This is a genomic window from Sinorhizobium sp. 6-70 (assembly GCF_030124375.1).
Lineage (GTDB): Bacteria > Pseudomonadota > Alphaproteobacteria > Rhizobiales > Rhizobiaceae > Sinorhizobium.
In genome coordinates this window covers 61,711-86,383 of the sequence record NZ_JASKLS010000010.1, presented here as the reverse complement: position 1 = coordinate 86,383, position 24,673 = coordinate 61,711, and the positions used below count along the sequence as shown (strand labels likewise).

Here is a 24,673-nt window from a genome sequence, read left to right as displayed (position 1 = left end):
CACGTTCGTTGGAAGCGCAGCTGTAAAGGAATGAACAAGAATGATCGCCATGCCGGTCCGGATGCAGCAGGGAAGCGAAGGGGACGGAGGCGGCGCCAGTCGTGGCACCTCCGTTATCACGCGCACCAAGCCGAAGACCAAAAAGCCGAGTTTGTATCGCGTTCTGCTTTTGAATGACGATTACACGCCGATGGAATTCGTCATCCATATCCTGGAGCGCTTCTTCCAGAAGGATCGGGAAGACGCGACCCGCATCATGCTCCACGTCCACAACCACGGTGTGGGAGAGTGCGGCGTCTTCACCTACGAAGTCGCCGAAACCAAGGTGACGCAGGTGATGGATTTCGCCAGGCAGCACCAGCATCCGTTGCAATGCGTCATGGAAAAGAAATGAGGAACTAACGTGCCAACTTTTTCGCCCAGCCTCGAAAAGGCGCTGCATCAGGCACTGACTTTTGCCAACGAGCGCCACCATGAATATGCGACGCTCGAGCACCTGCTACTGGCATTGATCGACGATGCCGATGCGGCTGCCGTGATGGGCGCGTGCAACGTAAATCTCGAAACGCTTCGCAAGACCGTGACGGACTATGTCGACAACGAACTGTCGAATCTTGTCACAGGCTATGACGAAGACTCCAAGCCGACCGCAGGCTTTCAACGCGTGATCCAGCGCGCGGTCATCCACGTGCAATCCTCCGGCCGTGAGGAAGTGACGGGCGCTAACGTGCTGGTGGCGATCTTCGCCGAGCGCGAAAGCCACGCCGCCTATTTCCTCCAGGAGCAGGAGATGACCCGCTATGACGCGGTCAACTTCATTTCCCATGGGATCGGCAAGCGACCGGGAAGTTCCGAATCGCGGCCGGTGCGCGGCGCCGAGGATCAGGACTCCGAGCAGAAGGCGCCCCGTGAAAGCGACGAGGCCGGTCCGAAGAAACAACAGGACGCGCTGACCGCCTACTGCGTGAACCTCAACGAGAAGGCGAAGTCCGGAAAGATCGATCCGCTGATCGGTCGCCATGCCGAAGTCAATCGTACGATCCAGGTGCTTTGCCGCAGGTCCAAGAACAACCCCCTCTATGTCGGTGACCCCGGCGTCGGCAAGACGGCGATTGCCGAGGGTCTTGCCAAGCGCATCGTCGAAAAGAAGGTGCCGGAAGCTCTCCAGGACGCCACGATCTTCTCGCTCGACATGGGGACGCTGCTGGCTGGAACGCGCTACCGCGGTGACTTCGAGGAGCGCCTGAAGCAGGTCGTCAAGGAACTTGAGGATTATCCGGGCGCCGTGCTCTTCATCGACGAGATCCACACCGTGATCGGCGCCGGCGCGACGTCGGGCGGCGCGATGGATGCGTCCAACCTTCTGAAGCCGGCGCTCTCCACGGGCGCGATCCGCTGCATCGGTTCGACGACCTACAAGGAATACCGGCAGTTCTTCGAGAAGGATCGCGCGCTGGTGCGGCGTTTCCAGAAGATCGACGTCAACGAGCCGACGATTGCCGACGCGATCGAGATCATGAGGGGTCTGAAGCCCTATTTCGAGGACTATCATCACCTCAAATACTCGAACGATGCCATCAAGGCGGCAGTCGAGCTTTCCGCCCGCTACATCAACGATCGGAAACTGCCGGACAAGGCGATCGACGTGATCGACGAGTCCGGTGCCGCCCAGATGCTGCTTCCCGCTGGCAAGCGTCGCAAGCTGATCACCGAGAAGGAGATCGAGGCGACAATTGCGACGATGGCGCGCATTCCGCCGAAGACCGTTTCCAAGGACGATGAAGCTGTTCTCGCCAACCTCGAGAAGGAGCTGAGGTCCGTGGTCTACGGCCAGGACTTGGCGATCGAGGCGCTCGCCTCGTCGATCAAGCTGGCGCGCGCGGGCCTTCGGGAACCGAACAAGCCGATCGGCTGCTATGTGTTCTCCGGCCCGACCGGTGTCGGCAAGACCGAAGTGGCCAAGCAACTGGCGTCGTCACTCGGTGTCGAGCTTCTGCGTTTCGACATGTCGGAATACATGGAGCGGCATACGGTGTCCCGCCTGCTCGGCGCACCTCCCGGCTATGTCGGCTTCGACCAGGGCGGTCTCTTGACCGACGGCGTCGACCAGCATCCGCACTGCGTGCTGCTGCTCGATGAGATCGAGAAGGCGCATCCGGATCTGTTCAACATCCTCCTGCAGGTGATGGACCATGGTTCGCTGACCGATCACAACGGCAAGAAGATCGACTTCCGCAACGTCATCCTGATCATGACGACCAATGCGGGCGCTTCCGACATGGCACGGCCGGCGATCGGTTTCGGCTCAACGAAGCGTGAGGGCGAGGACATCGAAGCGCTGAACAGGCTGTTTACGCCGGAATTCCGCAACCGACTGGATGCGGTCATTCCGTTCAGCTCGCTGCCGACGCCGGTCATCCACCAGGTCGTGCAGAAGTTCGTCATGCAGCTCGAGACGCAGCTTGCCGAACGCAACGTCACATTCGACCTGGCGCCGGACGCCATCGCCTGGCTCGCCGAGAAGGGATACGACGAAAAGATGGGTGCTCGGCCGCTGGCTCGCGTCATCCAGGAAAGCATCAAGAAGCCGCTCGCCGACGAAATCCTCTTCGGCAAGCTGAAGAAGGGTGGCGTCGTCAAGGTGACGATCGGCACGAAGGAAGACGGTAAGAAGGGGCTGATCCTTGATGCGGTGCCGGAAACGGCGCCCATCAAGCCGAAGGCTGAAGTCTCGCGTCCGGCAGGCAAGGGTGCCAAGCCGAAGAAAGGCGACGAGAAGGAAACCGTTGCCGCCGACTCCGAGCCGAAGACAAAGGCTAAAAAGGCTGCCGGGAAGGCCTCCTCCAAGGACAGCAAGGCAGGCGCGGCCCCGCTGAAGGGACGGACGGTTCCCAAGGTGCCGCGCAAGAAGTAACGCGAATACCATTGACCCAGACGGTGCCGGGTGAAGCTCACCCGGCACCGTCACGTTTTACAGTATTCGAAGTGCTAGAGCGGCTTTGTGCGTTTGGTTGGATGCGCGGCGTTGTAGGTGAGTAAGCATCGCTTGCAGGTGTTCATGGAACGCGTTGAAGAAGAACGATCATCTCTCGCCTGGTTTCTGACCGGCGCACGCGGCATTTTCAGCCTGCCTGCCATCATCCTGATGCTTTCCTTTGTCGGCTTTTGTTCGCTGACTGCGCAGGCCGGCATCCCGCCCGAGCAAGTCGTGTTCATGACGGGTATTGTCTGGGCACTGCCGGCAAAGGTCATCCTCGTCAGTTCGATCCTCAGTGGCGCGAGCCTTGCCACGGCGTTTCTCGCAGTGACGCTCTCGTCGGTGCGGCTCATGCCGATGGTCGCGGCCCTCGTCCCGGAATTGCGCACGCCGAAGACGCCGACATGGCTGCTTCTCGTGTTGTCGCATTTCATCGCGATCACAGCGTGGGTGTTTGCGATGGAGCGCATACAGCAGGTGCCGCGTGCGCACCGGGCAACCTTCTTCGCTGGCTTCGGCATCACCCTTGTCGCCGCAAACATGATGCTGGTGGCGGTCGTCTATCGTCTCGTTGCTGACTTCCCGCCGATCATTGCCGGCTGCCTCTTCTTTCTGACGCCGGTTTATTTCCTCACCTCGATCTGGAATTCGGCGCGTCACCGGGTGGTCTATCTGGCGCTCGTCGTCGGCCTCGTTACGGGACCGCTTTTCTATTGGCTGCTGCCCGAGTTCGACATCCTGCTCGCGGGCGTCGGCGGCGGAACGCTCGCGTGGTTCGTCGAGCGGTCCTGGCGCTCGCGAAGGGAGGCGGGCGCGTGACGTGGCTGGAGGGTTGGTGGGCCTACTTCTTCATCGCCATTGCCGGCTGGCTCGCGACCGATGTTTGGCGATGGCTAGGCGTGCTCGCCGGCGAACGGCTCCGCGAGGAATCCGAGGCGCTGAACTGGGTGAGGGCGGTGGCAACGGCGCTGGTCGCGGCTGTCATCGCGAAGCTTGTGCTCTACCCGAGCGGCGTGCTTGAACAGTCGCCGCTTCCCCTGCGGCTCGGCGCCTTGGGCGCAGGCGCGGCTGTCTTCTTTTTTCTCGGCCAAAAGCCGGCTGCCGGCATCGCCACCGCGATCGCTACTCTTGCGACCGGACTCTGGTGGCTCGGTTTTTGAGTTGCCGCTCGGGTGCATGGCTGCCTTAGCCGATCATTAAGCGCGGCCTGCTAGAGAGAGTTGTCACCACGGATATGTCGCATGCGCCTTCGTCCTCCCGAGAAACTATGCCTGGCGATCGTCGCCGCGATTGCGGTGATTGATGCGTGTCTGATCGCGACGGGACGACTGACCATTGACATGACGGGCTATGCATTCACGGTCGGCGTCGGCCTCATGATGGTCGCCGTCGGGCAGTTCTACCGAACGGTGCGCAAGGACGAGCGGCTGGCCCTGGCTGCGACCGCTTCTGGTGCCTTCGTCCTGTTCACCAATGTGGCATCCATTCTGAACTACCTGCTGCTCCCGGTGAAGTTCCCGCTGATCGACGCGGCGCTCGCCGCCGCTGACGCGGCGCTCGGGCTCCACTGGCCGGATCTGATCGCCCTTGCGGCAGAGCATCCGCTCATTTCACGTGTCCTGTCGGTTGTCTATTTCACGTCGCTGCCGCAGATAATGGCGGTCATCCTGATCCTGTGCACGGTCCGGGACGACCGCGCGTTGCACCGTTTCCTGGTCACGGGGCTCGTCGGCGTGCTGATCGCCCTCTGCTTCTGGATATTCTTCCCGTCATTTGGCACGAGCGTCTACTTCAACGTTCCGCAGGAACTTGTTCAGCGCGCGCAATTGGCCGTGACGCCGGCCTATGGCGCCGAACTCACCCGGCTGGGGAAGGAGGGGGCGGGCTTCCTCACGCCGAAGGATGCCCTCGGCCTCATCGCCTTCCCGTCGGTGCGTATGCTCCTGGCCTGCCTCTCCGTCTGGTTCATGGCGCGGTCCCGGGTGTTTTTCGTTCCGGCGGCGGCGCTCAATCTCCTGATGGTGCCGGCAATCCTCATCCATGGTGGCCATCACCTCGTGGATGTCCTCGGCGGCGTCGCTACCTTCGTGTTTGCCTATGTCCTTTCCGGTAAGGCATTGCAATGGCTCGCATCTGCCGAGGCGGGCTGCATGCCGATCGAGGATGCCACGAGATAATGTGACGGCGAGCGCTTGTCGCCGCCGCCGTCACGGCAAGGGAGCGGGATGTGGAAAGCTGTGCACCGTTTCCCCCGCATCCGCTCGATGCAGAGTCGCTCTACAGGGCCCGCCTGATCTTCTCGGCGTTCGCCGCAAGCACAGCGCCATCTTCCATCTTGCCGGAATGCGGCTTTAGCGGAATGCCGTCACGGCGCGGTATGACATGGAAGTGCAGATGGTAGACGGATTGGCCGGCGGGCGCTTCGTTGAACTGCATGATCGTCACGCCGTCGGCGTCAAAGGCTTCCTTGGCCGCAATGGCGATCTTTTGAACCGTACCGATCAGCGAAGGCAGCGTTGATGCGTCGGCGTCGAGGATGTTGCGCGAAGGGGTCTTCGGCAGGACCAGGACGTGGCCTTCCGCCTGAGGCATCACATCCATGAAGGCGACGGTCGCATCATCCTCGTAGACCCGGTGCGATGGAATTTCGCCCCGCAAGATCTTTGCAAAGATGTTGTTCGTGTCATACGCGCTCATTTTCTTTTCCTCGTCTTGTTGTGCCTGCGTCGGCCCGCATCCCGTCAGAGCGGGATGCGGGCGGAAAACCGCGCACACTTTTCCTCATCCCGCTCTAGCGCTCACCTTTGCGGAAAGGTCCGTGCTCCGCAAGAAACTCGCTGGTTTCTTCCACATCGCGGCGTTCGCGTTCGAGATAGTCGGCAACGGCGCGCGCGAGCCCTGAGTGAGCAATGAAGTGCGCCGAATGCGTGGTGACGGGCATGTAGCCACGGGCGAGTTTGTGCTCGCCCTGTGCCCCCGCCTCGACGCGCTTCAACCCATTGGCGATCGCGAAATCGATCGCCTGGTGGTAGCAGACCTCGAAATGCAGGAACGGGTGGTCCTCGATACAGCCCCAATGCCGGCCGTAGAGCGCATCCTCGCCGATGAAGTTGATGGCGCCGGCGACATAGCGGCCGCCGCGCTTGGCCATGACGAGCAAAATGTCGTCGGCCATCCTTTCCCCGATCAGGGAATAGAAGGAGCGAGTGAGATACGGGCGGCCCCATTTGCGCCCGCCGGTATCCATGTAGAAGGCGAAGAATTGGTCCCAGATCGCCTCCGTCAGGTCGCTGCCGGTCAGCCAGTCGATGGTTATGCCCTTTTCGACGGCTGTCCGACGTTCCTTTTTCAGCGCCTTGCGCTTTCGGGATGCGAGGGTTTCTAGAAAGTCGCCGTAGGATCCGTAGCCTTCATTGGTGAAATGAAACTGCTGGTCGGTTCGGTGAAGGAAGCCCGTTCGCTCGAAGGCCGGCATTTCGTCGGCCGGTACGAAGGTGACATGGGCCGAGGAAACGCCGTGGCGCCGCGTAAGCTCCTTCAGTCCCGCCGCGAGCGCGTCGCGAACCGGTCGCGGGTCGCGCCCCTCTGTGGTAAGCAGACGCGGTCCGGTGACCGGCGTGAAGGGTACCGAGCATTGCAGCTTCGGATAATAGCGCCCGCCGGCCCGCTCGAAGGCGTCCGCCCACCCGTGGTCGAAGACGTATTCGCCCTGGCTGTGGCTTTTCATGTAGCAAACAAGGGCGCCGCGCAGGAAACCATCCGCATCTTCCATCAACAGGTGTTGCCCGAGCCATCCCGTTTCCGCGGTCGCGGAACCTGATTCCTCGAGCGCCGACAGATAAGCGTGCGAGAGGAAGGGGTTGTAGGGAACGCTTGCATTCGTCTTCGAAGCGCCGGCGAGCCGATTCCAGTTCGCCGGCGAGATCGAGGTGAAGGAGTGTTCGATGCGGATGTTGATGGCGTCTGTCATAACCTTAGGAAATCATGGTTTCCCTTGGATCGAAACCCTCGAACGTCATCTGGTCGGCATTGGCGAATGTGTGCTCCTGAGCCTGCATGTCGCGCACCGTCCACGTGATGACCGTGCGGCCGAGCGTACGCTGCTTGGTGATGAAAGGATTCGGCAGGTCGCGGTAGAAATAGGAAATGAAATCGAGGCCGATTTGCATCGCTTCCTCATTCTCGGCAAAGGCCTCTGGCGTGATGCCTCCAGCGGTGAGGCCCAGCGGATAGGGCGCATCCAACGCCTTGAGGTCCCTGAGCAGCCAATGATCGAAGCTCATCAGCGCCACGTGGCCCTTGTAGTCCTCGAGCGTCTCGAGCACCGCGGCAGCAAAGCCTTCGTCGTCGTCCTTTCGCCCCTTGAGTTCGATGATGAGCGGCACGCGACCATCGACGAGGCGGAGCATCTGCGACAGCGTCGGCACCTTGTCCTTGGTGCCGCCGACCGACATCAGCCCCAGTTCCCCCGCAGTCCTTGCCCGGACGTCTCCTTTTATTCCGCAGAGCCGCTCGGTGTTGTCGTCATGAAAGACGACCGGAACACTGTCGGCTGTGTATTGCAGGTCACATTCGATCGCGAACCCTGCTTCGGCGGCGCGGGAAAACGCCGAAAGCGTGTTTTCCCAAACCTCCCGGTTCATGTCGTGAAAGCCCCGATGGGCGATCGGTTGGGCCTTGAGCCAGGAAATATCCTTCATGAGATTCCCCGGATCAGGCGATTTCGATGACGGCATCGATTTCGACGGCAGCATTGAAGGGCAGGGCAGCCATGCCCACGGCCGCGCGCGCATGTTTGCCGGCTTCGCCGAGTACGTTGGCGAGCAGGTTGGACGCGCCGTTGATGACGAGGTGCTGTTCGACGAACTCTGGGACGGACGCGACGAAACCGTTGATCTTCACGAGACGACGAATGCGCCCGAGGTCGCCGGAAAGCGCTGCCTTCGCCTGCGCCAGGATGTTGATTGCGCAGAGTTCTGCGGCACGCTGGGCGGTCGCGACGTCGACATCCTTGCCGACATGTCCCGTAATGGCGACCTTGCCGGCTTCCATGGGCAACTGCCCGGAAATATAGAGCATCGAGCCGCTGATGACGTAAGGAACATAGTTCGCGGCAGGCGCTGCGGCCTGGGGCAGGGTAATGCCAAGGTCGGCGAGGCGCGTTTCGATCTCTGCGGACATGGAAGGCTCCGTTGTTGTCTTTTGTGATAAAATCCGGCATGCAGGCTGGATCGGGACAGGCATCAACCTTTTTCGTCGCGGATCTGCCTCGCTTCTGCCGACAGTTTGTTTATAGCATTGCCGGCGAGTGCAACAGGAGGAAACGGATGTTTCGTACAGGCTTCGGTCTTGCCAGTTTTGGAAGCGTCTGTCTCGTGGCGATGACGGCCTTGGGCGCCGGCGTCGCCGATGCGGGCGTGCTTGCGCCCCACCGCGCCGTTTACGATCTGGAACTGAAGGATGCGTCCGATCGCTCGGGCATATCGAGCATGTACGGCCGCATGGTCTATGAATTCAACGGCTCGGCCTGCGAGGGTTATACCGTCAGTTTCAGGTTCATGACCCAGGTCGATACCGGAGAGGAAGTTCGCCTTACGGACCAGCAGACGACCACCTACGAAGACATGCGGAACCGCAACTTCCGCTTTCTGACGCGTTCTTTCACCGACGAGAAGCTCGACAAGGAAGTCCGCGGCAGCGCGCATGAAGACAAGACGGGGGTCAAGGTCGAGTTGACGGCACCGGACAAACGTGAGGTGGCGCTCGCCGAAAGCCGTTTCCCGACCGAGCACATGCTGGAAGTCATCGATCGGGCGAAGAAGGGTGACGCGTTTTTCGAATCGCGTATCTTCGACGGCTCCGATACGGGCGACAAGACGCTGATCACCTCGACCTTCGTCGGCAAGCCGCGCAAGCCGCGGCCGGATGACGCCGATGCCGGCAAGGCCGGAAAGCTCGCGGCGGAGAATTACTGGCCGGTGACGATCTCCTACTTCAACGACGACAGGAGCGGAGACGCACAGCCCATCTACAGCATGTCGTTCAAGCTCTATGAAAACGGGGTAACGCGCGACCTGACGATGGACTATGGAGATTTCGTCCTCACCGGGAAGCTCGCCAACCTCGAAGTCTTCAACGCGGAAGACTGCAAATAGGCGAGAACCGCATAAAACTGACTTCCAGTCTTGATTTATCGGGCAGTTGCGGTTAAGGGGCTGCCCATTCCACACGTGAGGCATGGGATTTTCCGGGAGAAATCCGGATTGTTCCGCCGGTGGGCGCAGCAATGATGCGCTCGACGCCTTGCGGAGGTTCAACCGGAAAAGGAGACAAAGGCATGGCATTGCCTGATTTTACTATGCGCCAGCTTCTCGAAGCCGGCGTTCACTTCGGCCACCAGACGCATCGCTGGAACCCGAAGATGAAGCCGTACATCTTCGGTGATCGTAACAACGTCCACATCATCGACCTCGCCCAGACCGTTCCGATGCTGTCGCGCGCCCTGCAGGTTGTCAGCGACACCGTCGCCAACGGCGGCCGCGTGCTCTTCGTCGGCACGAAGCGCCAGGCTTCGGAAATCATCGCCGACGCTGCGAAGCGCTCTGCCCAGTACTACGTCAATGCTCGCTGGCTCGGCGGCATGATGACCAACTGGAAGACGATTTCCAACTCGATCCAGCGCCTGCGCAAGCTCGACGACATCCTCGCTTCGGAAGCCTCGGGCTTCACGAAGAAGGAGCGCCTGAACCTTGAGCGTGAGCGCGAGAAGCTGAACCGCGCACTCGGCGGTATCCGCGACATGGGCGGCACGCCGGACCTGATGTTCATCATCGACACCAACAAGGAATCGATCGCGATCGACGAAGCCAAGCGCCTTGGCATTCCGGTTGTTGCCGTTATCGACTCCAACTGCGATCCGGACCAGATCGACTATGCGATCCCGGGCAATGACGACGCATCGCGTGCCATCGCCCTTTATTGCGATCTCATCGCTCGCGCCGCCATCGACGGTATCGCCCGTCAGCAGGGCGCTGCTGGCCGCGATCTCGGTGCGTCGGTCGAGGTTCCGGTCGAGCCGGCTCTCGACGAATCGTCCGAGGCCTGATCTGGCCGGACGACGGCTCAAGGCCGTCGTGCCCAATGAAATGTCGGACGAGGCCGTTTGTGATGGAAATCTGAACGGCCTCGTTCTTTTCAGCCGGAAATGGCGCGGTCGGGCCGGCAATATTCCGCCCACGCATCATCGCGATGAAGCGTTCATCACGGTGTCACATTGAAAAGCCATTCCCTGCCAAAACCTCCTGGCATTGCGCCACTGACAGTGAGCGCGCCAGCCAAACAGACAAAGAGGCAAAAAGATGAGTGTTACTGCCGCAATGGTGAAGGAACTGCGCGAAAAGACCGGCGCAGGCATGATGGATTGCAAGAAGGCGCTTGCTGAAACCAATGGCGACATGGAAGCGGCGATCGACTGGCTGCGCGCCAAAGGCATCGCCAAGGCCGACAAGAAGTCCGGCCGCACGGCTGCCGAAGGCCTCATCGGCATCGCCAGCGCCGGCAACAAGGCCGTGGTCGTTGAGATCAACTCGGAAACGGACTTCGTCGCCCGCAACGACGCCTTCCAGGACCTCGTGCGCGGCGTCGCAGCTGTTGCTGTCGGAACCGATGGATCGGTCGACGCAATCAGTGCTGCCAAGTATCCGGCCACCGGCAAGTCGGTTGCCGACACGATCACCGACGCGATTGCGACGATCGGCGAGAACATGACGCTGCGCCGTGCCGCGCTCCTGTCGGTCGATGATGGCGTCGTCGCGACCTACATCCACAATTCGGTTGCGGACGGCCTCGGCAAGCTCGGTGTACTGGTCGCTCTCAAGTCGACCGGTGACAAGGAAGCCCTGAACGTGATCGGCCGTCAGGTTGCGATGCACGTTGCTGCGACCAACCCGCTGGCGGTTCGCCCGAGCGAAATCGACCCGGCAGTTGCCGAACGCGAGCGCAACGTCTTCATCGAACAATCGCGCGCTTCGGGCAAGCCGGACAACATCATCGAGAAGATGGTCGAAGGCCGCATGCGCAAGTTCTTCGAGGAAGTTGCCCTTCTCTCGCAGGCTTTCGTCATGAACCCCGACCAGACCGTCGAGGCAGCGATCAAGGAAGCGGAAAAGACTGTCGGTGCGCCGATCGAGGTTGCCGGCATCGCGCGTTTGCTGCTCGGCGAAGGTGTTCAGAAGGAAGAGTCCGATTTCGCTGCGGAAGTCGCCGCGGCTGCCAAGGGCTGATTTCTTCACCCTTATTGGGAAAACATGGGGGCATCGCGTGACAACGCGATGCCCTTCGTGTATCCGGCATTCGTCAAAGCGTCGGACCCGCCGGTTTGTGCCCGGGCGGTCGATACCGCGCAACACGATATATCCTTATGCCGCTGTGCACCGCCTTCCGCACAGGCGTGCCGATCTGTTCAGGAGCGATGATGTCGGCCAAGCCAATCTACAAGCGTGTTCTTCTCAAAGCCTCCGGCGAAGCCTTGATGGGAAGCCAGGGCTTCGGCATCGATGTGGCGGTCGCCGACCGGATCGCATCGGATATCGCCGAAGCGCGCGCCATGGGCGTCGAAGTCGGTGTCGTTGTCGGCGGCGGTAACATCTTCCGTGGCGTCGCAGTCGCCTCGAAGGGTGGCGACCGGGTGACCGGCGACCACATGGGTATGCTGGCGACGGTGATCAATGCGCTGGCGCTGGCGACGTCGCTGCGCAAGCTGGACATCGATACCGTCGTGCTTTCGGCCATCGCAATGCCGGAAATTTGTGAGAGTTTTTCGCAGCGCGCTACCCTATATCATCTCTCGCTTGGCCGCGTGGTCATTTTCGCCGGAGGCACCGGCAATCCGTTCTTCACGACGGATTCCGCCGCAGCACTTCGCGCAGCAGAGATGGGCGCAGAAGCGATCTTCAAGGGAACGCAGGTCGACGGCATTTACTCCGCCGATCCGAAGAAGGACCCGACGGCTACCCGGTTCGATCGCCTCACCCACAGCGAGGTTCTTGAGAAGGGATTAGCCGTGATGGACGTTGCCGCGGTGGCTCTCGCACGCGAAAATGCCATTCCGATCGTCGTTTTCTCGATCCACGAGAAGGGTGGTTTTGCGGAGATATTGACCGGTGGCGGCCATGCCACCATCGTTACGGACAATTGACAGTTTGAAGGCCTCTGGGCCACTGAAGACAGAACGGGAGTCTTGAACCATGAGTGAAGGTGTGGACCTGAAGGAACTGAAACGCCGCATGGATGGAGCGATCTCCGCATTCAAGCACGACATCGCGTCGCTTCGCACCGGCCGCGCATCGGCCAATGTTCTCGATCCGGTAACCGTCGAAGCATATGGCTCGCGCATGCCGTTGAACCAGGTGGCCAACATCACGGTTCCGGAACCGCGGATGCTGTCCGTTTCTGTTTGGGACAAATCCATGGTTGGCGCCGTCGAACGCGCGATCCGTGAATCGAACCTCGGATTGAACCCGATCGTTGACGGCCAGAACCTGCGTATTCCGCTGCCGGAGTTGAACGAGGAACGCCGCAAGTCTCTCGTCAAGGTGGCGCACGATTACGCCGAGAAGAGCAAGGTCGCCGTCCGCCATGTTCGCCGTGACGGCATGGACGACCTGAAAAAAGCCGAAAAGGATGGCGAGATCGGTCAGGATATCCATCGTGCTCAGTCCGAACGCGTGCAAAAGATGACCGACGAAACGATTTCCGAGATCGACCGCTTGCTCGCCGATAAGGAAAAGGAAATCATGCAGGTCTGACGCGTCGATGATCTGAGTCTCTTTTTTCGGACCGCCAATGCAAGAGTTCATCCCCGCAAACGTACCGAATCACGTTGCCATCATCATGGATGGCAACGGTCGATGGGCCAATGCGCGCGGGCTGCCGCGCACGATGGGACATCGAAAAGGCGTCGAAGCTGTGCGGGCTGCGGTAAAGACGGCCGCCGAACTCGGCATTCGCTATCTCACGCTTTTCGCATTCTCGTCGGAAAACTGGAGCAGGCCCGAGGCCGAGGTCACGGACCTGATGGGCTTGCTCAAGGCATTCATACGACGGGATCTCGCCGATCTCCACCGCGAGAATGTCCGCATCCGCGTCATCGGTGACCGTGCAAATCTCAGGGGTGACATTCTTCCGTTGCTGATCGAGGCGGAGGAGACGACGAGCGCGAACACCGGGATCACCCTGGTGATCGCATTCAACTACGGTGCAAGGGACGAATTGGCGAGGGCCATGCGTCGCCTGGCGACAGAGGTGGCCGCCGGTCGCCTCCGCCCGGACGAGATCACCGCGGAGAGGATCAACGCAACGATCGACACCGCCGGCATTCCCGATCCGGACCTGATCCTGCGGACGAGCGGCGAAGAGCGCCTCTCCAACTTTCTGCTTTGGCAAGGAGCCTATTCGGAATTGCTGTTCATTCCCGAACTTTGGCCGGATTTCACGCGCGAAACATTCCTTGCCGCCATCGAAAAATATGCCAGCCGCGAACGCCGTTTCGGCGGCCTCTCGCAACCGACGCTGGCGGTCGGCTCCTGATGCAGGCAGAACTCAAGCTACGCATCGCCTCCGGAGTAGTGCTTGCGGCGGTCGCTCTTGGCGCGACCTGGGCGGGGGGGCTTGCCTTTCAGATCCTCGCCGTCGCGATCGGATCGCTGGTCTATTACGAGTGGTCGACCATCACCAGGCTCGGTGAAAGCGACTTTCAGGGAAATGCGTTCGGGTGGCTTTCTCAGGTCGTGATCGCAATCCTCGTCCTGTCCGACTATATCCATCTCAGCCTGCCGGTCCTTGCCGCCTGTTCGGTTCTCGCCGGGCTTTGGGTGTCGGCCCGCAAGACGAGCTGGTGGCTGCCGGGCGGCATAGTCTATGCGGGTTTGACGGCGGTTTCGCTCGCGGCGATCCGCGGCGCCGATTATCTCGGCCTGGTGGCGATGTTGTTCGTGTTCGCCGTCGTTTGGGGGACGGATATCTTCGCCTATTTTACCGGCAGGGCGATCGGTGGGCCGAAGCTGGCGCCGGCCATCTCGCCTGGAAAAACCTGGTCGGGAGCGCTGGGCGGGACGATCTGCGGCGTCCTAGCGGGCGTTGCCGTCTTCATGGCTCATTTCTCCCTGCAGGATTTGCGCATTCCGATCATCGCGCTCGTGCTGTCCGTCGCCAGCCAGATCGGGGACCTGTTCGAGTCGTTCATTAAGCGTCGTTTCGGCGTCAAGGATTCGAGCCAGCTTATTCCGGGACATGGCGGGGTCATGGATCGGGTCGACGGATTGATATTCGCCTGTGTCGCCGCGCTGGTTCTGGTGTTGGCCCAGATCCTGTCTGCCGGCGGGCGCGCCGTCGCCTTCGGTTCGGTTCTCTTGGGGCTTTGAGGCCCGCTGTTTAATCCCTTACGGCGCCGCGCGTCCGATCGGACGCGCAAAGGTCGCCGTAACACTTTGAGTTGCTGCATGATTTTGTCCTAAAATCGATTCCGATTTAAGGAATCATGCAGTAGGTCGAATTTGAATTGAGGGTAGATTATATAAGGATGCAACATGTGACAGCGGCAGCCGCGCATCTCCAGGACGCGCGACGTTGCGGCAGCGGATGCGTTAGGAAATGCCAATGAGCCTTCTGCTTGAAAACCTGCAATACGCTATACCCACCTTCCTGTTCCTGCTGACCCTCTTGGTGTTCGTTCATGAGCTGGGACACTATCTGGTGGGCCGCTGGTCCGGTATCCGTATTCTCGCCTTTTCCGTCGGCTTCGGACCGGAGCTCTTCGGCTGGACCGATCGTCGCGGCACCAGATGGAAATTCTGCGCGATTCCGCTCGGCGGCTATGTGAAATTCTTCGGCGACGACGATGCAGCGAGCACGCCCGACTATCGGCGTCTCGAGTCGATCGCGCCGGAAGATCGGGCTCGCACGTTCCTGGGAGCGAAGCTTTGGAAAAGGGCTGCGACCGTCGCCGCCGGACCAATTGCCAATTTCGTGCTGGCGATTGCGATATTTGCTGTTCTCTTTTCCGTCTACGGGCGGGCTGTTGCCGATCCGGTCGTGGCTTTGGTGGCGCCGGGCGGCGCGGCAGAGAAGGCAGGCGTCAAGCTGGGGGACCGGCTTGTTGCAATCGACGGAACGCCGATTGTCACCTTTGACGACGTGCGACGTTACGTCAGTGTCCGCCCGGAACTGCCAATCACGGTGCGCGTCGAGCGCGATGGCTCGCCGATTGACCTGCGGATGGTGCCGCAACGCACCGAATCCGTCGACCCGTTGGGCAACAAGGTGGAAGAGGGCAAGATCGGCATCGGAACCAATCAGGAGGTCGGGAACTTCCGAATCGAGACCTACGGGCCGCTGGAAGCCGTCGGGCAGGGAGCTCTGCAAAGCTGGCGTATCGTCACCGGCACGTTCGATTACCTGTCGAATCTGGTCGTTGGTCGGATGAAGGCCGATCAGGTGGGCGGACCGATCCGTATTGCCCAGATTTCCGGGCAGATGGCCAAGCTTGGCATTGCCGAAGTGCTGAATTTCGCAGCCGTTCTCTCGGTTTCTATAGGATTGCTTAACCTCATGCCCGTGCCCGTGCTTGATGGCGGTCACCTCATGTTCTATGCGGTGGAGGCGTTGCGCGGCAAACCGGTCGGGCCCGCGGCACAGGATATCGCTTTCCGCATCGGATTTGCGATGGTGCTGATGCTTACGGTCTTCGCGGCGTGGAACGACATCAACTGGCTTTTCGGCTGAACGGGATCCCGAAGACGTGAGGCGTTGTCTCTGCAGCGCCGCGCGTCTTATCAGACACGCAAAGGACGCTGAAGCACTTTGAATTGCTGCATCTTTCCTTAAATCGGCTGCGATTTGAGGACGTGTTGCGGCGCCCCTTTGCTCTTGTTGCTCTCCAGGTCCTTGGAGGGCGGAACAACCTTTCGGATATTGTGAACGAGTGCCGCGCAATGGCTTGCGCGGCAACGATTTGTTTACGATAAGTCGAATCCGTAGTGGCGGTTAAGCCACGGTTCGAATTGAAGTAAACAGAATTTAACTAGCTGGCTTGCTTGTATGGCAAAAGCGGGTAAAACGGCAACCGTGACCGGAGTCGGTACGAAATTGCCCCGGGACGTTGGGAAAAGGTAAGATTTTAACATGAAAGCTGGTTCAAGGTTTTTGAACGCGGTGTCGGCGTTTGCGCTGTCAGCAAGCATGGTTGCCACGGGTACCGGTGTTGGGGTGCTCGCAGGCACGTCCGTCGCACAAGCCGCGGTCATCAATCGGGTTGAAGTGCGGGGCGCAACGCGCGTAAGCGCGGACACCGTGCGCGCGAACATAACGATTGTCCCGGGTAAGAACTTCAGCAACGCCGATATCGATGCTTCGGTGAAGCGCCTTTATGCCACTGGTTATTTCTCCGACGTGAGCATCAATGTCGCCGGCGGCACGCTCGTTGTCACGGTTAGCGAAAACCAGCTCGTCAACCAGGTCGTCTTCAACGGTAACCGCAAGATCAAGGACGATAAGCTCCAGGGTTTGGTGCGGACTCAGCCGCTCGGTCCTTACAGTGAGGCAACCGTCGAAAGCGATATTCAGGCTATCAAGGGCGCCTATGCCGCGATTGGCCGCAGTGACGTTACTGTCACGACGCAAGTCGTGCCGATTGCCGAAGGCCGCGTGAACATTGCCTTCGTGATCAACGAAGGCGAGCGCACGAAGATTTCGCAGATCAACTTCGTCGGCAACGAAGCTTACAGCGACGGCCGGCTGCAGTCGGTGATCGCGACCAAGGAATCGGGCATTTTCTCGTTCCTGACGCGCAAGGACGTCTACAATCCGGACAAGCTGCGCGCCGACGAAGAGCTGCTCCGTCAGTTCTACTACAACCGCGGCTATGCCGACTTCCAGGTGATCTCGTCCGACGCGACGCTGAATGAAGAGACCAATGAGTACACGGTGACGATCACCGTCGAAGAAGGTCCGCGTTACGACTTCGGTGCAGTCAATGTCGAATCGACCGTTGAAGGTGTCGACGCCGAGGAGTTGAGGGGCCTGATCCAGAGCCGGGAAGGCTCCGTCTATAAGGCGAAGGATGTTCAGGACACGATGAGCGAAATTTCGAAGCGTGTTGCTTCGGAGGGCTATCCGTTCGCTCGCGTCACGCCGCGTGGCAACCGCGACCTTGCCAATCACACGATCGCCGTCGACTATCTGGTCGACCAGGGCGAGCGCGCCTACGTCGAGCGCATTGAGATCCGTGGCAACACGCGCACGCGCGACTACGTTATTCGCCGCGAGTTCGACGTCGGGGAAGGCGATGCCTTCAACCAGGAAATGATCGCTCGCGCCAAGCGCCGACTCGAGGCCCTCGGCTATTTCTCGAGCGTGAATATCTCGACGCAGCCGGGCAGTGCTGCGGACCGTGTCGTGATCGTTGTCGACGTACAGGACCAGTCGACCGGTTCGTTCGGTATCGGTGCCGGTTATTCCGCCGGCAGCGGCGGTGGCTTCCTTGTCGAGGCTTCGATCGAGGAAAAGAACTTCCTTGGTCGCGGACAATATATCCGCCTTGCCGCCGGCAAGGGTGAAGACAGCCAGACTTACAACGTGTCGTTTACCGAGCCTTATTTCCTCGGTTACCGTCTGGCCGCCGGTTTCGATCTCTTCAAGAACGAAAACGACTTTGACGACGATCACTACAGCTACAACGATCAGGGCTTCAGCCTGCGCGTGACTGCGCCGATCACCGAGGCCCTGTCGACAACGCTGCGGTATAACTACACGGAGTTCGAATACTTCGGCGACAAGGACGAGTTGTCGACTCCTTATGACCGTGCGATCAACGGCAGCCCGTGGACCCGCTCGTCGGTCTCTCAGTCGATCACCTACAACACGCTGGATGACGCTCAGCTTCCGCATGAGGGCATCCTCGCCTCGGTCACGCAGGAATTCGCCGGCCTTGGTGGCACGTCCGATTTCTATAAGCTGACGGGTAAGGCCAAGTGGTATTACACGCTGAACGACGAGGCGGACATCATCGCGTCGCTCGGCGGAAGTGCAGGTCACTTGTTCAAGACGTCCGGTTCGATGGAGGTCTTCGACCAATTCCAGCTGGGTAGCAACGATATCCGCGGCTTTGAGCGCAACGGCCTCGGTCCGCGCGTCAACAACGGCGACGCTCTCGGTGGTACGACCTACTTTACGGCCTCTGCGGAAGCGTCGTTTCCGCTGCCTGGTATCCCGCGTGATAGCGGCTTCCGCGGTGCGCTCTTCGTCGATGCCGGCACGCTTTATGGCAACGATGTCGCCGTTGGCCCCGGAGAGTCCGTCCGTGGTGAAGATGCATCGTTGCGCGCTTCCGTCGGCGTCAGCTTGATCTGGGCATCGCCCTTCGGGCCGCTGCGTGTGGACTACGCCGTGCCGGTTGCGAAGGAAGATTTCGACGAAATCCAGAACTTCAAGTTCGGCATTAACTCGTCGTTCTGATAAAGAGCAGTCCAGAACTGCTGTCCAAAATCGTTCTGGAGTGTCTATGGAACAGAACTGGTTTTTTCCGCCCCATCAAGGGATTCGCTTGGGTGACCTGGCGAATCAAATTGGGGCGGAGTTGTCGGATGCCGCTGCGGCGGATCGTTTGATCCACGCGGTTGCACCGGTTTATCGCGCCAAATCGGGCGATGTTTGCTACATGCTCTCGCGTAAGAACCGCGACGAGCTGAACGATTGTCATGCCTCGGCAATCATTTGCGACAAGGCGATTTCTTCGATCGTTCCGGATAACATCCCGGTTCTCCTGACCGCGAAGCCGCATACGGCCTTCGCTCTCGCGGGCGCTCTGCTTCATGAAATGGCCATGCGCCCATCCTACAACACAAGCGAGCGGGGCGTTGCTGCGGGTGCGTTTGTCGATCCGACAGCCCGGCTCGAGGCGGGTGTGGAAATTGAGCCGATGGCGGTGATCGGTGCCGGCGCCGAGATCGGCAGCGGAACGCGGATCGCCGCGGGAGCCGTCATCGGGCCGAATGTGCGAATCGGCCGTGAGTGCACGATTTCCGCCGGGGCCAGCATTCTTTGTGCGCTGATCGGCAACAACGTCATCATCCATCCTGGCACCCGCATTGGTCAGGACGGCTTTGGCTACGCGCCCGGCCCGCGGGGCGGAATGATCAAGATCGTTCAGGTTGGTCGCGTGATCATCCAGGATCACGTCGAGATCGGCGCGAACACGACGATCGATCGCGGCACCATGGACGATACCGTGATCGGCGAAGGCACGAAGATCGACAACCTTGTCCAGATCGGGCACAACGTCCGCATCGGTCGCTATTGCGGCATCGTCAGCCAGGTCGGCATCGCCGGTAGCACGAAGATTGGCGACGGCGTGATGATCGGCGGCGGAACCGGCGTCAATGGCCATATCACGATCGGAGATGGCGTGCAGATCGCCGCGATGAGCGGTGTGGCGAGCGACGTGCCGGCCGGAGAGCGTTACGGCGGCATTCCCGCTCGCCCGATGCGGGATTTTCTGCGCGACATCGCCGAGATGGCGATGCGTGCCAGCGAAAGACAGAAAAACAAGGGTGGCAAGGATGAATGAGGCTGCAACGGTACTCGGCACGGCGGATATTCAGGAAATCCTGACGCTTCTTCCCCATCGTTACCCATTCCTGCTTGTCGATCGTATCATCGCAATCGACTCCGACAACTCGGCGATCGGGATCAAGAACGTGACGGCGAACGAACCGCATTTCACGGGACATTTTCCGGAAAAGCCGATCATGCCGGGCGTGTTGCTGATCGAAGGCATGGCGCAGACCGCCGGCGCCATCTGCGCCCGCAAGACCGGGATTGGTGACAACCTCGTCTACTTCATGACTATCGACAATGCCCGCTTTCGCAAGCCTGTCGTGCCGGGAGACCGGGTGGAATTCCATGTCGTGAAACAGAAGCAACGCGGCAATATCTGGAAGTTTCACTGTGATGCAAAAGTTGACGGGCAACTTGTCGCGGAAGCTGATATCGGCGCGATGATTGTCAGCAAGGAAGACGCCTGAAAATGATTGCATCGACTGCGAAGATCCACCCGTCGTCCGTCATCGAAGATGGGGCGGTGATCGGAGAGAACGCGAAGGTCGGTCCGTTTTGTCATGTCGGGCCGAACGTCGTTCTGGGGGAAGACGTCGAACTCCTGAGCCACGTCGTCGTCATCGGGCGCACGACGGTCGGCAAGGGGACGAAGATCTTCCCGTCCGCCGTCATTGGTGGTGACTCGCAAAGCGTGCATCACAGCGCCCTGAACACGACGCTGGTCATCGGCGACAACTGCACCATCCGCGAAGGTGTGACGATGAACACGGGCACCGTCGAGCACGGCGGCACCACCGTCATCGGCAACAACAACCTGTTTCTTGCCAATTCCCACGTTGCGCACGATTGCCGGCTCGGAAACAATATTATCCTGTCCAACAACGTGATGCTGGCAGGACACGTGATCGTTGGCGACCGCGCCATTCTCGGCGGTGGATCGGCGGTCCACCAGTTCACGCGTATTGGCAGGCAGGCGTTTATCGGCGGGCTCTCGGCCGTCAGCTACGATGTCATTCCTTATGGCATGCTCAACGGCAATCCGGGCGTTTTGAGCGGTCTCAATGTCGTCGGCATGACCCGGGCTGGCATCGACCGCGCGACGATCCATGCGGTGCGGCGGGCGTACAAGCAGATTTTCGAGGGACCGGAATCGATCCGCGCCAATGCTGCGGCAGTCCGGCAGGAGTATCTCGATTGTGCACCGGCGCTTGAGATCCTCGATTTCATTGCCGCGGAGAGTGATCGCGCGCTGTCGTCGCCGAACCGCGGCAACAGAGGTTGACTGCGGTGGTAGCCCGCACCCTGCCGGCTACAGGGGGCAGGTTGGCGATCATTGCCGGCGCAGGTGCCCTGCCGCATCACGTGGCGGAGGCCGCGCGGCGACAGGGCGAAGACCCTTTCATCATTGCGCTGTCACGCGAAGCGGACGCCGACTGGACAGGGTTCGACCACACCGTTCTGGCCATCGGCGATTTTGCCGGGATCAGCCGAACCTTCGAGAAAGAGGGCATCGACCGCGTTGTGCTCTCCGGCGGGGTTCGGCGTCGACCGGAATGGCGTGATATCCGCCCCACGCTAAGGACACTTGCCACGGTCCCGAGCGTGCTTCGGACTCTGATGTCCGGTGGTGACGATGCGGTCTTGCGAATGGCGATGGATCTCATCGAAGCGAGTGGCGCCCGCGTCATCGGCGCACAGGATGTCGTGCCTAACCTTCTTGCAGACACCGGCCCGCTTGGAGCCCATGTGCCGACGGATGACGATCTGCTTGAGATACAAGCTGCGATCACCACTGCCAACGCACTGGGAGCGCTCGACGTCGGGCAGGGCGCTGTCGCTGTCGGCGGCAGGGTGATCGCGCTTGAGGGTGCTGAGGGCACCGATGCGATGCTGGCTCGCGTTGCCGCGCTGAAGGTGGAGGGGCGGGTCTCGACCCGCCGTCGGGGGGTTCTCGTCAAGCTTTGCAAGCCGCAGCAGGATCAACGCGCGGATCTACCCTCTATCGGTCCTTCCACGGTCGCGGGGGCCGAGGCGGCGGGCCTTGCAGGCATCGCGGTCGAAGCGGGCCGAGCGCTTGTTCTCGAGCGTTCGCAACTCGTCGAGAAAGCCGACAAAAGTGGCCTGTTCATCCTGGGTGTCGAGCGTGGGGGCTAGAGCGGGATGAGGAAAAGTGTGTTCGGTTTTCCGCCTGCATCCCGCCCTAACTCTTTAGGATCGATCACGATGATTCTGGGTCGATTCGACCCAAGATCATCGTGATCAAGGAGCCGGCGATGACGGGCAAGGGCTATAGACTGGCCGTAATAGCCGGGGAAGTCTCCGGAGACCTGCTCGGTGCCGATCTGGTGCGCGCGCTTCGCCCACGCCTTGAAGGCTCGCTTGAACTCGTCGGTGTCGGTGGCGAGGCGCTTGAAGCCGAAGGGCTGACATCGCTGTTCGACTACTCCGAATTGTCGATCATGGGCTTTTCGCAGGTGCTCGCGCGTTTGCCGAAGCTCATCCTGCGCATCCGCCAGACAGCACGCGCTATCATCGCGGCTCGGCCGGATGCATTGCTGATCATCGACAGCCCGGATTTCACTCATCGTGTGGCGCGGCGTGTTCGCAACGCGCTACCACATCTGCCGGTAATCAATTACGTCTGCCCGAGCGTCTGGGCGTGGAAGCCGGAGCGCGCGCCGCGCATGCGTGCCTACGTCGATCACGTGCTTGCGGTTCTGCCGTTCGAGCCGGAGGTGATGCGCGCGCTCGACGGCCCGCTGACCACCTATGTCGGGCACCGCCTTGCATCCGACATCAATGTCTTGTCGGTTCGTGCCCGCCAGCGCGAAAAACAGCGAGCGGAACGGCCGCAGGGGCCTGCGACCTGTCTCCTGCTTCCGGGGTCGCGCGGGAGCGAAGTCAGCCGCCTATTGCCGATCTTTGGCGACACCGTCGAGGAACTGGCGGCGCGCCATCCAGGCACGCGCTTTCTGCTGCCAACTGTTCCCCGGCAGGAGCGGCGCGTAAGGGAACTGACGGCATCGTGGAAGGTGCAGCCCGAAATATCGGTTGCGACGGACCGGAAGTGGGAGGCCTTTGAAAAGGCCGATGCCGCGCTTGCCGCTTCCGGAACGGTCATTCTCGAGCTGGCACTTGCGGGTATTCCCGTCGTTTCAACCTACAGAGCCGATTGGCTCGTCAGCTTTTTGCACTCTCGGATTCGGATATGGACGGCGGCGCTTCCAAACCTGATCGCCGATTTTCCCGTCGTACCGGAATATTTCAACAAGATGATCCGGCCGGCGGCGCTGACGCGTTGGTTCGAGCGGCTTTCGAGCGACACGCCACAACGCCGTGCCATGCTTGACGGTTTTGCCGTCGTGCAGGAGCGCATGGCTACCGACCGACCGCCCGGCGACAAGGCCGCGGAAATCGTCTTCGATTATCTCCAAAGAAAAAAGCCCGACCATCTCTGACCGGGCCGCTTGACTTAAAGCGATATCCGCTCAGCGCTTCGAGACGGGGATGTAGTCGCGCTGCGGTGCACCGACATAGAGCTGACGCGGGCGACCGATGCGCTGTTCCGGATCCTCGATCATCTCGTTCCACTGCGCGATCCAGCCGACGGTACGGGCGAGCGCAAAGAGCACCGTGAACATGGTGGTGGGGAAGCCCAGCGCCTTCAGCGTGATGCCGGAGTAGAAGTCGATGTTCGGATAGAGCTTCTTTTCAATGAAATATTCGTCGGTGAGCGCAATGCGCTCGAGTTCCATCGCCACTTCGAGCAGCGGATCGTCCTTGTGGCCGAGCTCCGCGAGAACCTCATGCGTGGTCTTCTGCATGATCTTCGCGCGCGGATCGTAGTGCTTGTAGACGCGATGGCCGAAGCCCATCAGGCGGAACGGGTCGTTCTTGTCCTTGGCCTTGGCGATATATTCCGGGATGCGGTCGACCGTGCCGATTTCGGCGAGCATGTTGAGCGCCGCCTCGTTGGCGCCGCCATGCGCCGGTCCCCAGAGGCAGGCGATGCCGGCCGCGATGCAGGCAAACGGATTTGCGCCCGACGAGCCGGCGAGGCGGACGGTCGAGGTCGATGCATTCTGCTCGTGATCGGCGTGCAGGATGAAGATCCGATCCATCGCGCGGGCGAGAACCGGGTTCACTACATATTCCTCGCAGGGAACGGCAAAGCACATGCGCAGGAAGTTCGACGCGTAGTCGAGGTCGTTCTTCGGGTAAACGAACGGCTGGCCGACGTGATATTTGTAAGCCATCGCCGCAATCGTCGGCATCTTTGCGATCATGCGCAGCGACGCGACCATGCGCTGGTGCGGATCAGTGATGTCCGTCGAGTCATGATAGAAGGCCGACAGCGCACCGACGCAGCCGCACATGACGGCCATCGGGTGGGCGTCGCGGCGGAAACCGGTGAAGAAACGCGACATCTGTTCGTGCACCATCGTGTGGTGGGTCACGCGATAGTCGAAATCGTCCTTCTGAGCCTTGGTCGGCAGTTCACCGTAAAGGAGCAGATAGCACACTTCGAGGAAGTCGCCGTGTTCGGCCAGTTGCTCGATCGGATAGCCGCGATGGAGCAGCACGCCCTCGTCACCGTCGATATAGGTGATCTTGGATTCACACGACGCCGTCGACGTAAAGCCGGGATCGTAAGTGAACATCTTCGTCTGCTTGTAGAGCGATCCGATATCGACGACGGCCGGCCCGATGGATCCCGATCGCACTGGCAGTTCCGCCGATTTTCCATCGAATGTTACAACCGCGCTTTTTTCACTCATGGGAGCCTCCGTCTTATGGCAACGTGGCATAGCAAAATGCCACGAAATTGAACGTTGCGAATTTGCTATATGATTTATTTTCGACTGCCAAGCTGTACGAAAGGCAAATTGGTGCGATGCGAAAATGTGCATATGGCGACGCAATAATCGCATGTTATGGGCAGATGTCCAATCAGATCAATGATCGTTAATCTGATAATGCGGTACCATTCCATATAGCTCTGCTTATTTTTTGTGCAGCTTATCTTGCGGTTGCAATGTGGGTACGTTGGTTGCAGGATCGGCCGACAGCCGCAGAGGGGCAGAG

At 60.4% G+C, this 24,673-nt stretch carries 24 protein-coding genes; 19 read left to right on the top strand and 5 right to left on the bottom strand.

The window, feature by feature from the left end; translation table 11 throughout:
- Positions 1-40: 40 nt before the first annotated feature.
- From clpS to QN222_RS19480, 5 genes are all read left to right on the top strand, one after another.
- A complete protein-coding gene (gene clpS, locus QN222_RS19500; protein WP_180940954.1) occupies positions 41-394 on the top strand; it encodes an ATP-dependent Clp protease adapter ClpS in 354 nt (117 codons plus the stop codon).
- A 9-nt stretch (positions 395-403) separates the two neighbouring features.
- On the top strand, positions 404-2,914 hold the full coding sequence (gene clpA, locus QN222_RS19495) for an ATP-dependent Clp protease ATP-binding subunit ClpA (RefSeq protein WP_283964352.1): 2,511 nt from the start codon (positions 404-406) through the stop codon (positions 2,912-2,914).
- A gap of 144 nt (positions 2,915-3,058) precedes the next feature.
- The gene (locus QN222_RS19490; RefSeq protein ID WP_283964351.1) at positions 3,059-3,796 is read left to right on the top strand and encodes an AzlC family ABC transporter permease; all 738 of its coding nucleotides are present in this window, start codon (positions 3,059-3,061) and stop codon (positions 3,794-3,796) included.
- Entirely contained in the window at positions 3,766-4,137 is a 372-nt protein-coding gene (locus QN222_RS19485) for an AzlD domain-containing protein (protein WP_283964373.1), read from the top strand. The genes QN222_RS19490 and QN222_RS19485 overlap by 31 nt, the downstream gene beginning before the upstream one ends.
- Positions 4,138-4,218: 81 nt before the next feature.
- Positions 4,219-5,154, top strand: coding sequence for a phosphatase PAP2 family protein (locus QN222_RS19480; RefSeq protein ID WP_284005558.1), 936 nt, complete (start codon positions 4,219-4,221; stop codon positions 5,152-5,154).
- Between the two features lie 100 nt (positions 5,155-5,254).
- Here QN222_RS19480 and QN222_RS19475 read toward each other — a convergent pair whose 3' ends face one another.
- The 4 genes from QN222_RS19475 to QN222_RS19460 all read right to left on the bottom strand — a co-directional run bounded on the left by QN222_RS19475 (position 5,255) and on the right by QN222_RS19460 (position 8,158).
- Positions 5,255-5,674, bottom strand: a complete 420-nt coding sequence (locus QN222_RS19475) for an HIT family protein (RefSeq protein WP_283964998.1) — start codon at positions 5,672-5,674, stop codon at positions 5,255-5,257.
- 94 nt (positions 5,675-5,768) lie between these two features.
- On the bottom strand, positions 5,769-6,947 hold the full coding sequence (locus QN222_RS19470) for a GNAT family N-acetyltransferase (RefSeq protein WP_283964999.1): 1,179 nt from the start codon (positions 6,945-6,947) through the stop codon (positions 5,769-5,771).
- A 4-nt stretch (positions 6,948-6,951) separates the two neighbouring features.
- Positions 6,952-7,677, bottom strand: coding sequence for a glycerophosphodiester phosphodiesterase (locus QN222_RS19465; RefSeq protein WP_283965000.1), 726 nt, complete (start codon positions 7,675-7,677; stop codon positions 6,952-6,954).
- A gap of 13 nt (positions 7,678-7,690) precedes the next feature.
- Positions 7,691-8,158: a RidA family protein gene (locus tag QN222_RS19460; RefSeq protein ID WP_283965001.1), complete on the bottom strand. Its 468-nt coding sequence runs from the start codon at positions 8,156-8,158 to the stop codon at positions 7,691-7,693.
- Positions 8,159-8,304: 146 nt separating this feature from the next.
- Here QN222_RS19460 and QN222_RS19455 point away from each other — a divergent pair, with 146 nt between their 5' ends.
- From QN222_RS19455 to lpxB, 14 genes are all read left to right on the top strand, one after another.
- The gene (locus QN222_RS19455; protein ID WP_283965002.1) at positions 8,305-9,132 is read left to right on the top strand and encodes a cell envelope integrity EipB family protein; all 828 of its coding nucleotides are present in this window, start codon (positions 8,305-8,307) and stop codon (positions 9,130-9,132) included.
- A 182-nt stretch (positions 9,133-9,314) separates the two neighbouring features.
- Complete coding sequence (rpsB, locus tag QN222_RS19450) at positions 9,315-10,082, top strand: 30S ribosomal protein S2 (protein ID WP_283965003.1); 768 nt, start codon at positions 9,315-9,317, stop codon at positions 10,080-10,082.
- A gap of 253 nt (positions 10,083-10,335) precedes the next feature.
- Positions 10,336-11,259: a translation elongation factor Ts gene (gene tsf / locus QN222_RS19445; RefSeq protein ID WP_283965004.1), complete on the top strand. Its 924-nt coding sequence runs from the start codon at positions 10,336-10,338 to the stop codon at positions 11,257-11,259.
- A 191-nt stretch (positions 11,260-11,450) separates the two neighbouring features.
- On the top strand, positions 11,451-12,173 hold the full coding sequence (gene pyrH / locus QN222_RS19440; RefSeq protein WP_180940965.1) for a UMP kinase: 723 nt from the start codon (positions 11,451-11,453) through the stop codon (positions 12,171-12,173).
- A 49-nt stretch (positions 12,174-12,222) separates the two neighbouring features.
- A complete protein-coding gene (frr, locus tag QN222_RS19435) occupies positions 12,223-12,783 on the top strand; it encodes a ribosome recycling factor (RefSeq protein WP_283965005.1) in 561 nt (186 codons plus the stop codon).
- A gap of 37 nt (positions 12,784-12,820) precedes the next feature.
- A complete protein-coding gene (locus QN222_RS19430; RefSeq protein ID WP_283965006.1) occupies positions 12,821-13,564 on the top strand; it encodes an isoprenyl transferase in 744 nt (247 codons plus the stop codon).
- Positions 13,564-14,397 (top strand): phosphatidate cytidylyltransferase, encoded by an 834-nt coding sequence (locus tag QN222_RS19425; RefSeq protein ID WP_283965007.1) that lies wholly within the window; start codon positions 13,564-13,566, stop codon positions 14,395-14,397. The genes QN222_RS19430 and QN222_RS19425 overlap by 1 nt, the downstream gene beginning before the upstream one ends.
- A gap of 235 nt (positions 14,398-14,632) precedes the next feature.
- On the top strand, positions 14,633-15,757 hold the full coding sequence (gene rseP, locus QN222_RS19420; RefSeq protein ID WP_283965008.1) for an RIP metalloprotease RseP: 1,125 nt from the start codon (positions 14,633-14,635) through the stop codon (positions 15,755-15,757).
- A gap of 399 nt (positions 15,758-16,156) precedes the next feature.
- On the top strand, positions 16,157-18,487 hold the full coding sequence (gene bamA / locus QN222_RS19415) for an outer membrane protein assembly factor BamA (RefSeq protein ID WP_283965009.1): 2,331 nt from the start codon (positions 16,157-16,159) through the stop codon (positions 18,485-18,487).
- A gap of 46 nt (positions 18,488-18,533) precedes the next feature.
- Complete coding sequence (gene lpxD / locus QN222_RS19410; protein ID WP_283965013.1) at positions 18,534-19,598, top strand: UDP-3-O-(3-hydroxymyristoyl)glucosamine N-acyltransferase; 1,065 nt, start codon at positions 18,534-18,536, stop codon at positions 19,596-19,598.
- A complete protein-coding gene (gene fabZ, locus QN222_RS19405) occupies positions 19,591-20,055 on the top strand; it encodes a 3-hydroxyacyl-ACP dehydratase FabZ (RefSeq protein WP_136504485.1) in 465 nt (154 codons plus the stop codon). The genes lpxD and fabZ overlap by 8 nt, the downstream gene beginning before the upstream one ends.
- Positions 20,052-20,870 (top strand): acyl-ACP--UDP-N-acetylglucosamine O-acyltransferase, encoded by an 819-nt coding sequence (lpxA, locus tag QN222_RS19400; RefSeq protein WP_283965014.1) that lies wholly within the window; start codon positions 20,052-20,054, stop codon positions 20,868-20,870. Before fabZ ends, lpxA begins: the two co-directional genes overlap by 4 nt.
- Before the next feature lie 5 nt (positions 20,871-20,875).
- Positions 20,876-21,742, top strand: a complete 867-nt coding sequence (locus QN222_RS19395; RefSeq protein ID WP_284005557.1) for an LpxI family protein — start codon at positions 20,876-20,878, stop codon at positions 21,740-21,742.
- Between the two features lie 119 nt (positions 21,743-21,861).
- Entirely contained in the window at positions 21,862-23,046 is a 1,185-nt protein-coding gene (lpxB, locus tag QN222_RS19390) for a lipid-A-disaccharide synthase (RefSeq protein WP_283965011.1), read from the top strand.
- A gap of 30 nt (positions 23,047-23,076) precedes the next feature.
- Here the strand turns inward: lpxB and gltA are convergent, their stop codons facing one another.
- Positions 23,077-24,366: a citrate synthase gene (gltA, locus tag QN222_RS19385; RefSeq protein WP_284005555.1), complete on the bottom strand. Its 1,290-nt coding sequence runs from the start codon at positions 24,364-24,366 to the stop codon at positions 23,077-23,079.
- Positions 24,367-24,673: the final 307 nt, after the last annotated feature.

What these genes read in the sequence shown, in the direction of transcription:
- QN222_RS19490 (WP_283964351.1), top strand. Translation starts at nt 3,059, where the DNA reads ATGGAACGCGTTGAAGAAGAACGATCATCTCTCGCCTGGTTTCTGACC.
- gltA (WP_284005555.1), bottom strand. Translation starts at nt 24,366, where the DNA reads ATGAGTGAAAAAAGCGCGGTTGTAACATTCGATGGAAAATCGGCGGAA.
- QN222_RS19470 (WP_283964999.1), bottom strand. Translation starts at nt 6,947, where the DNA reads ATGACAGACGCCATCAACATCCGCATCGAACACTCCTTCACCTCGATC.
- QN222_RS19480 (WP_284005558.1), top strand. Translation starts at nt 4,219, where the DNA reads ATGCGCCTTCGTCCTCCCGAGAAACTATGCCTGGCGATCGTCGCCGCG.
- lpxD (WP_283965013.1), top strand. Translation starts at nt 18,534, where the DNA reads ATGGAACAGAACTGGTTTTTTCCGCCCCATCAAGGGATTCGCTTGGGT.
- QN222_RS19465 (WP_283965000.1), bottom strand. Translation starts at nt 7,677, where the DNA reads ATGAAGGATATTTCCTGGCTCAAGGCCCAACCGATCGCCCATCGGGGC.
- frr (WP_283965005.1), top strand. Translation starts at nt 12,223, where the DNA reads ATGAGTGAAGGTGTGGACCTGAAGGAACTGAAACGCCGCATGGATGGA.
- pyrH (WP_180940965.1), top strand. Translation starts at nt 11,451, where the DNA reads ATGTCGGCCAAGCCAATCTACAAGCGTGTTCTTCTCAAAGCCTCCGGC.
- QN222_RS19430 (WP_283965006.1), top strand. Translation starts at nt 12,821, where the DNA reads ATGCAAGAGTTCATCCCCGCAAACGTACCGAATCACGTTGCCATCATC.
- QN222_RS19475 (WP_283964998.1), bottom strand. Translation starts at nt 5,674, where the DNA reads ATGAGCGCGTATGACACGAACAACATCTTTGCAAAGATCTTGCGGGGC.
- lpxB (WP_283965011.1), top strand. Translation starts at nt 21,862, where the DNA reads ATGACGGGCAAGGGCTATAGACTGGCCGTAATAGCCGGGGAAGTCTCC.
- clpS (WP_180940954.1), top strand. Translation starts at nt 41, where the DNA reads ATGATCGCCATGCCGGTCCGGATGCAGCAGGGAAGCGAAGGGGACGGA.
- tsf (WP_283965004.1), top strand. Translation starts at nt 10,336, where the DNA reads ATGAGTGTTACTGCCGCAATGGTGAAGGAACTGCGCGAAAAGACCGGC.
- QN222_RS19425 (WP_283965007.1), top strand. Translation starts at nt 13,564, where the DNA reads ATGCAGGCAGAACTCAAGCTACGCATCGCCTCCGGAGTAGTGCTTGCG.
- bamA (WP_283965009.1), top strand. Translation starts at nt 16,157, where the DNA reads ATGAAAGCTGGTTCAAGGTTTTTGAACGCGGTGTCGGCGTTTGCGCTG.
- QN222_RS19455 (WP_283965002.1), top strand. Translation starts at nt 8,305, where the DNA reads ATGTTTCGTACAGGCTTCGGTCTTGCCAGTTTTGGAAGCGTCTGTCTC.
- rseP (WP_283965008.1), top strand. Translation starts at nt 14,633, where the DNA reads ATGAGCCTTCTGCTTGAAAACCTGCAATACGCTATACCCACCTTCCTG.
- QN222_RS19460 (WP_283965001.1), bottom strand. Translation starts at nt 8,158, where the DNA reads ATGTCCGCAGAGATCGAAACGCGCCTCGCCGACCTTGGCATTACCCTG.
- fabZ (WP_136504485.1), top strand. Translation starts at nt 19,591, where the DNA reads ATGAATGAGGCTGCAACGGTACTCGGCACGGCGGATATTCAGGAAATC.
- rpsB (WP_283965003.1), top strand. Translation starts at nt 9,315, where the DNA reads ATGGCATTGCCTGATTTTACTATGCGCCAGCTTCTCGAAGCCGGCGTT.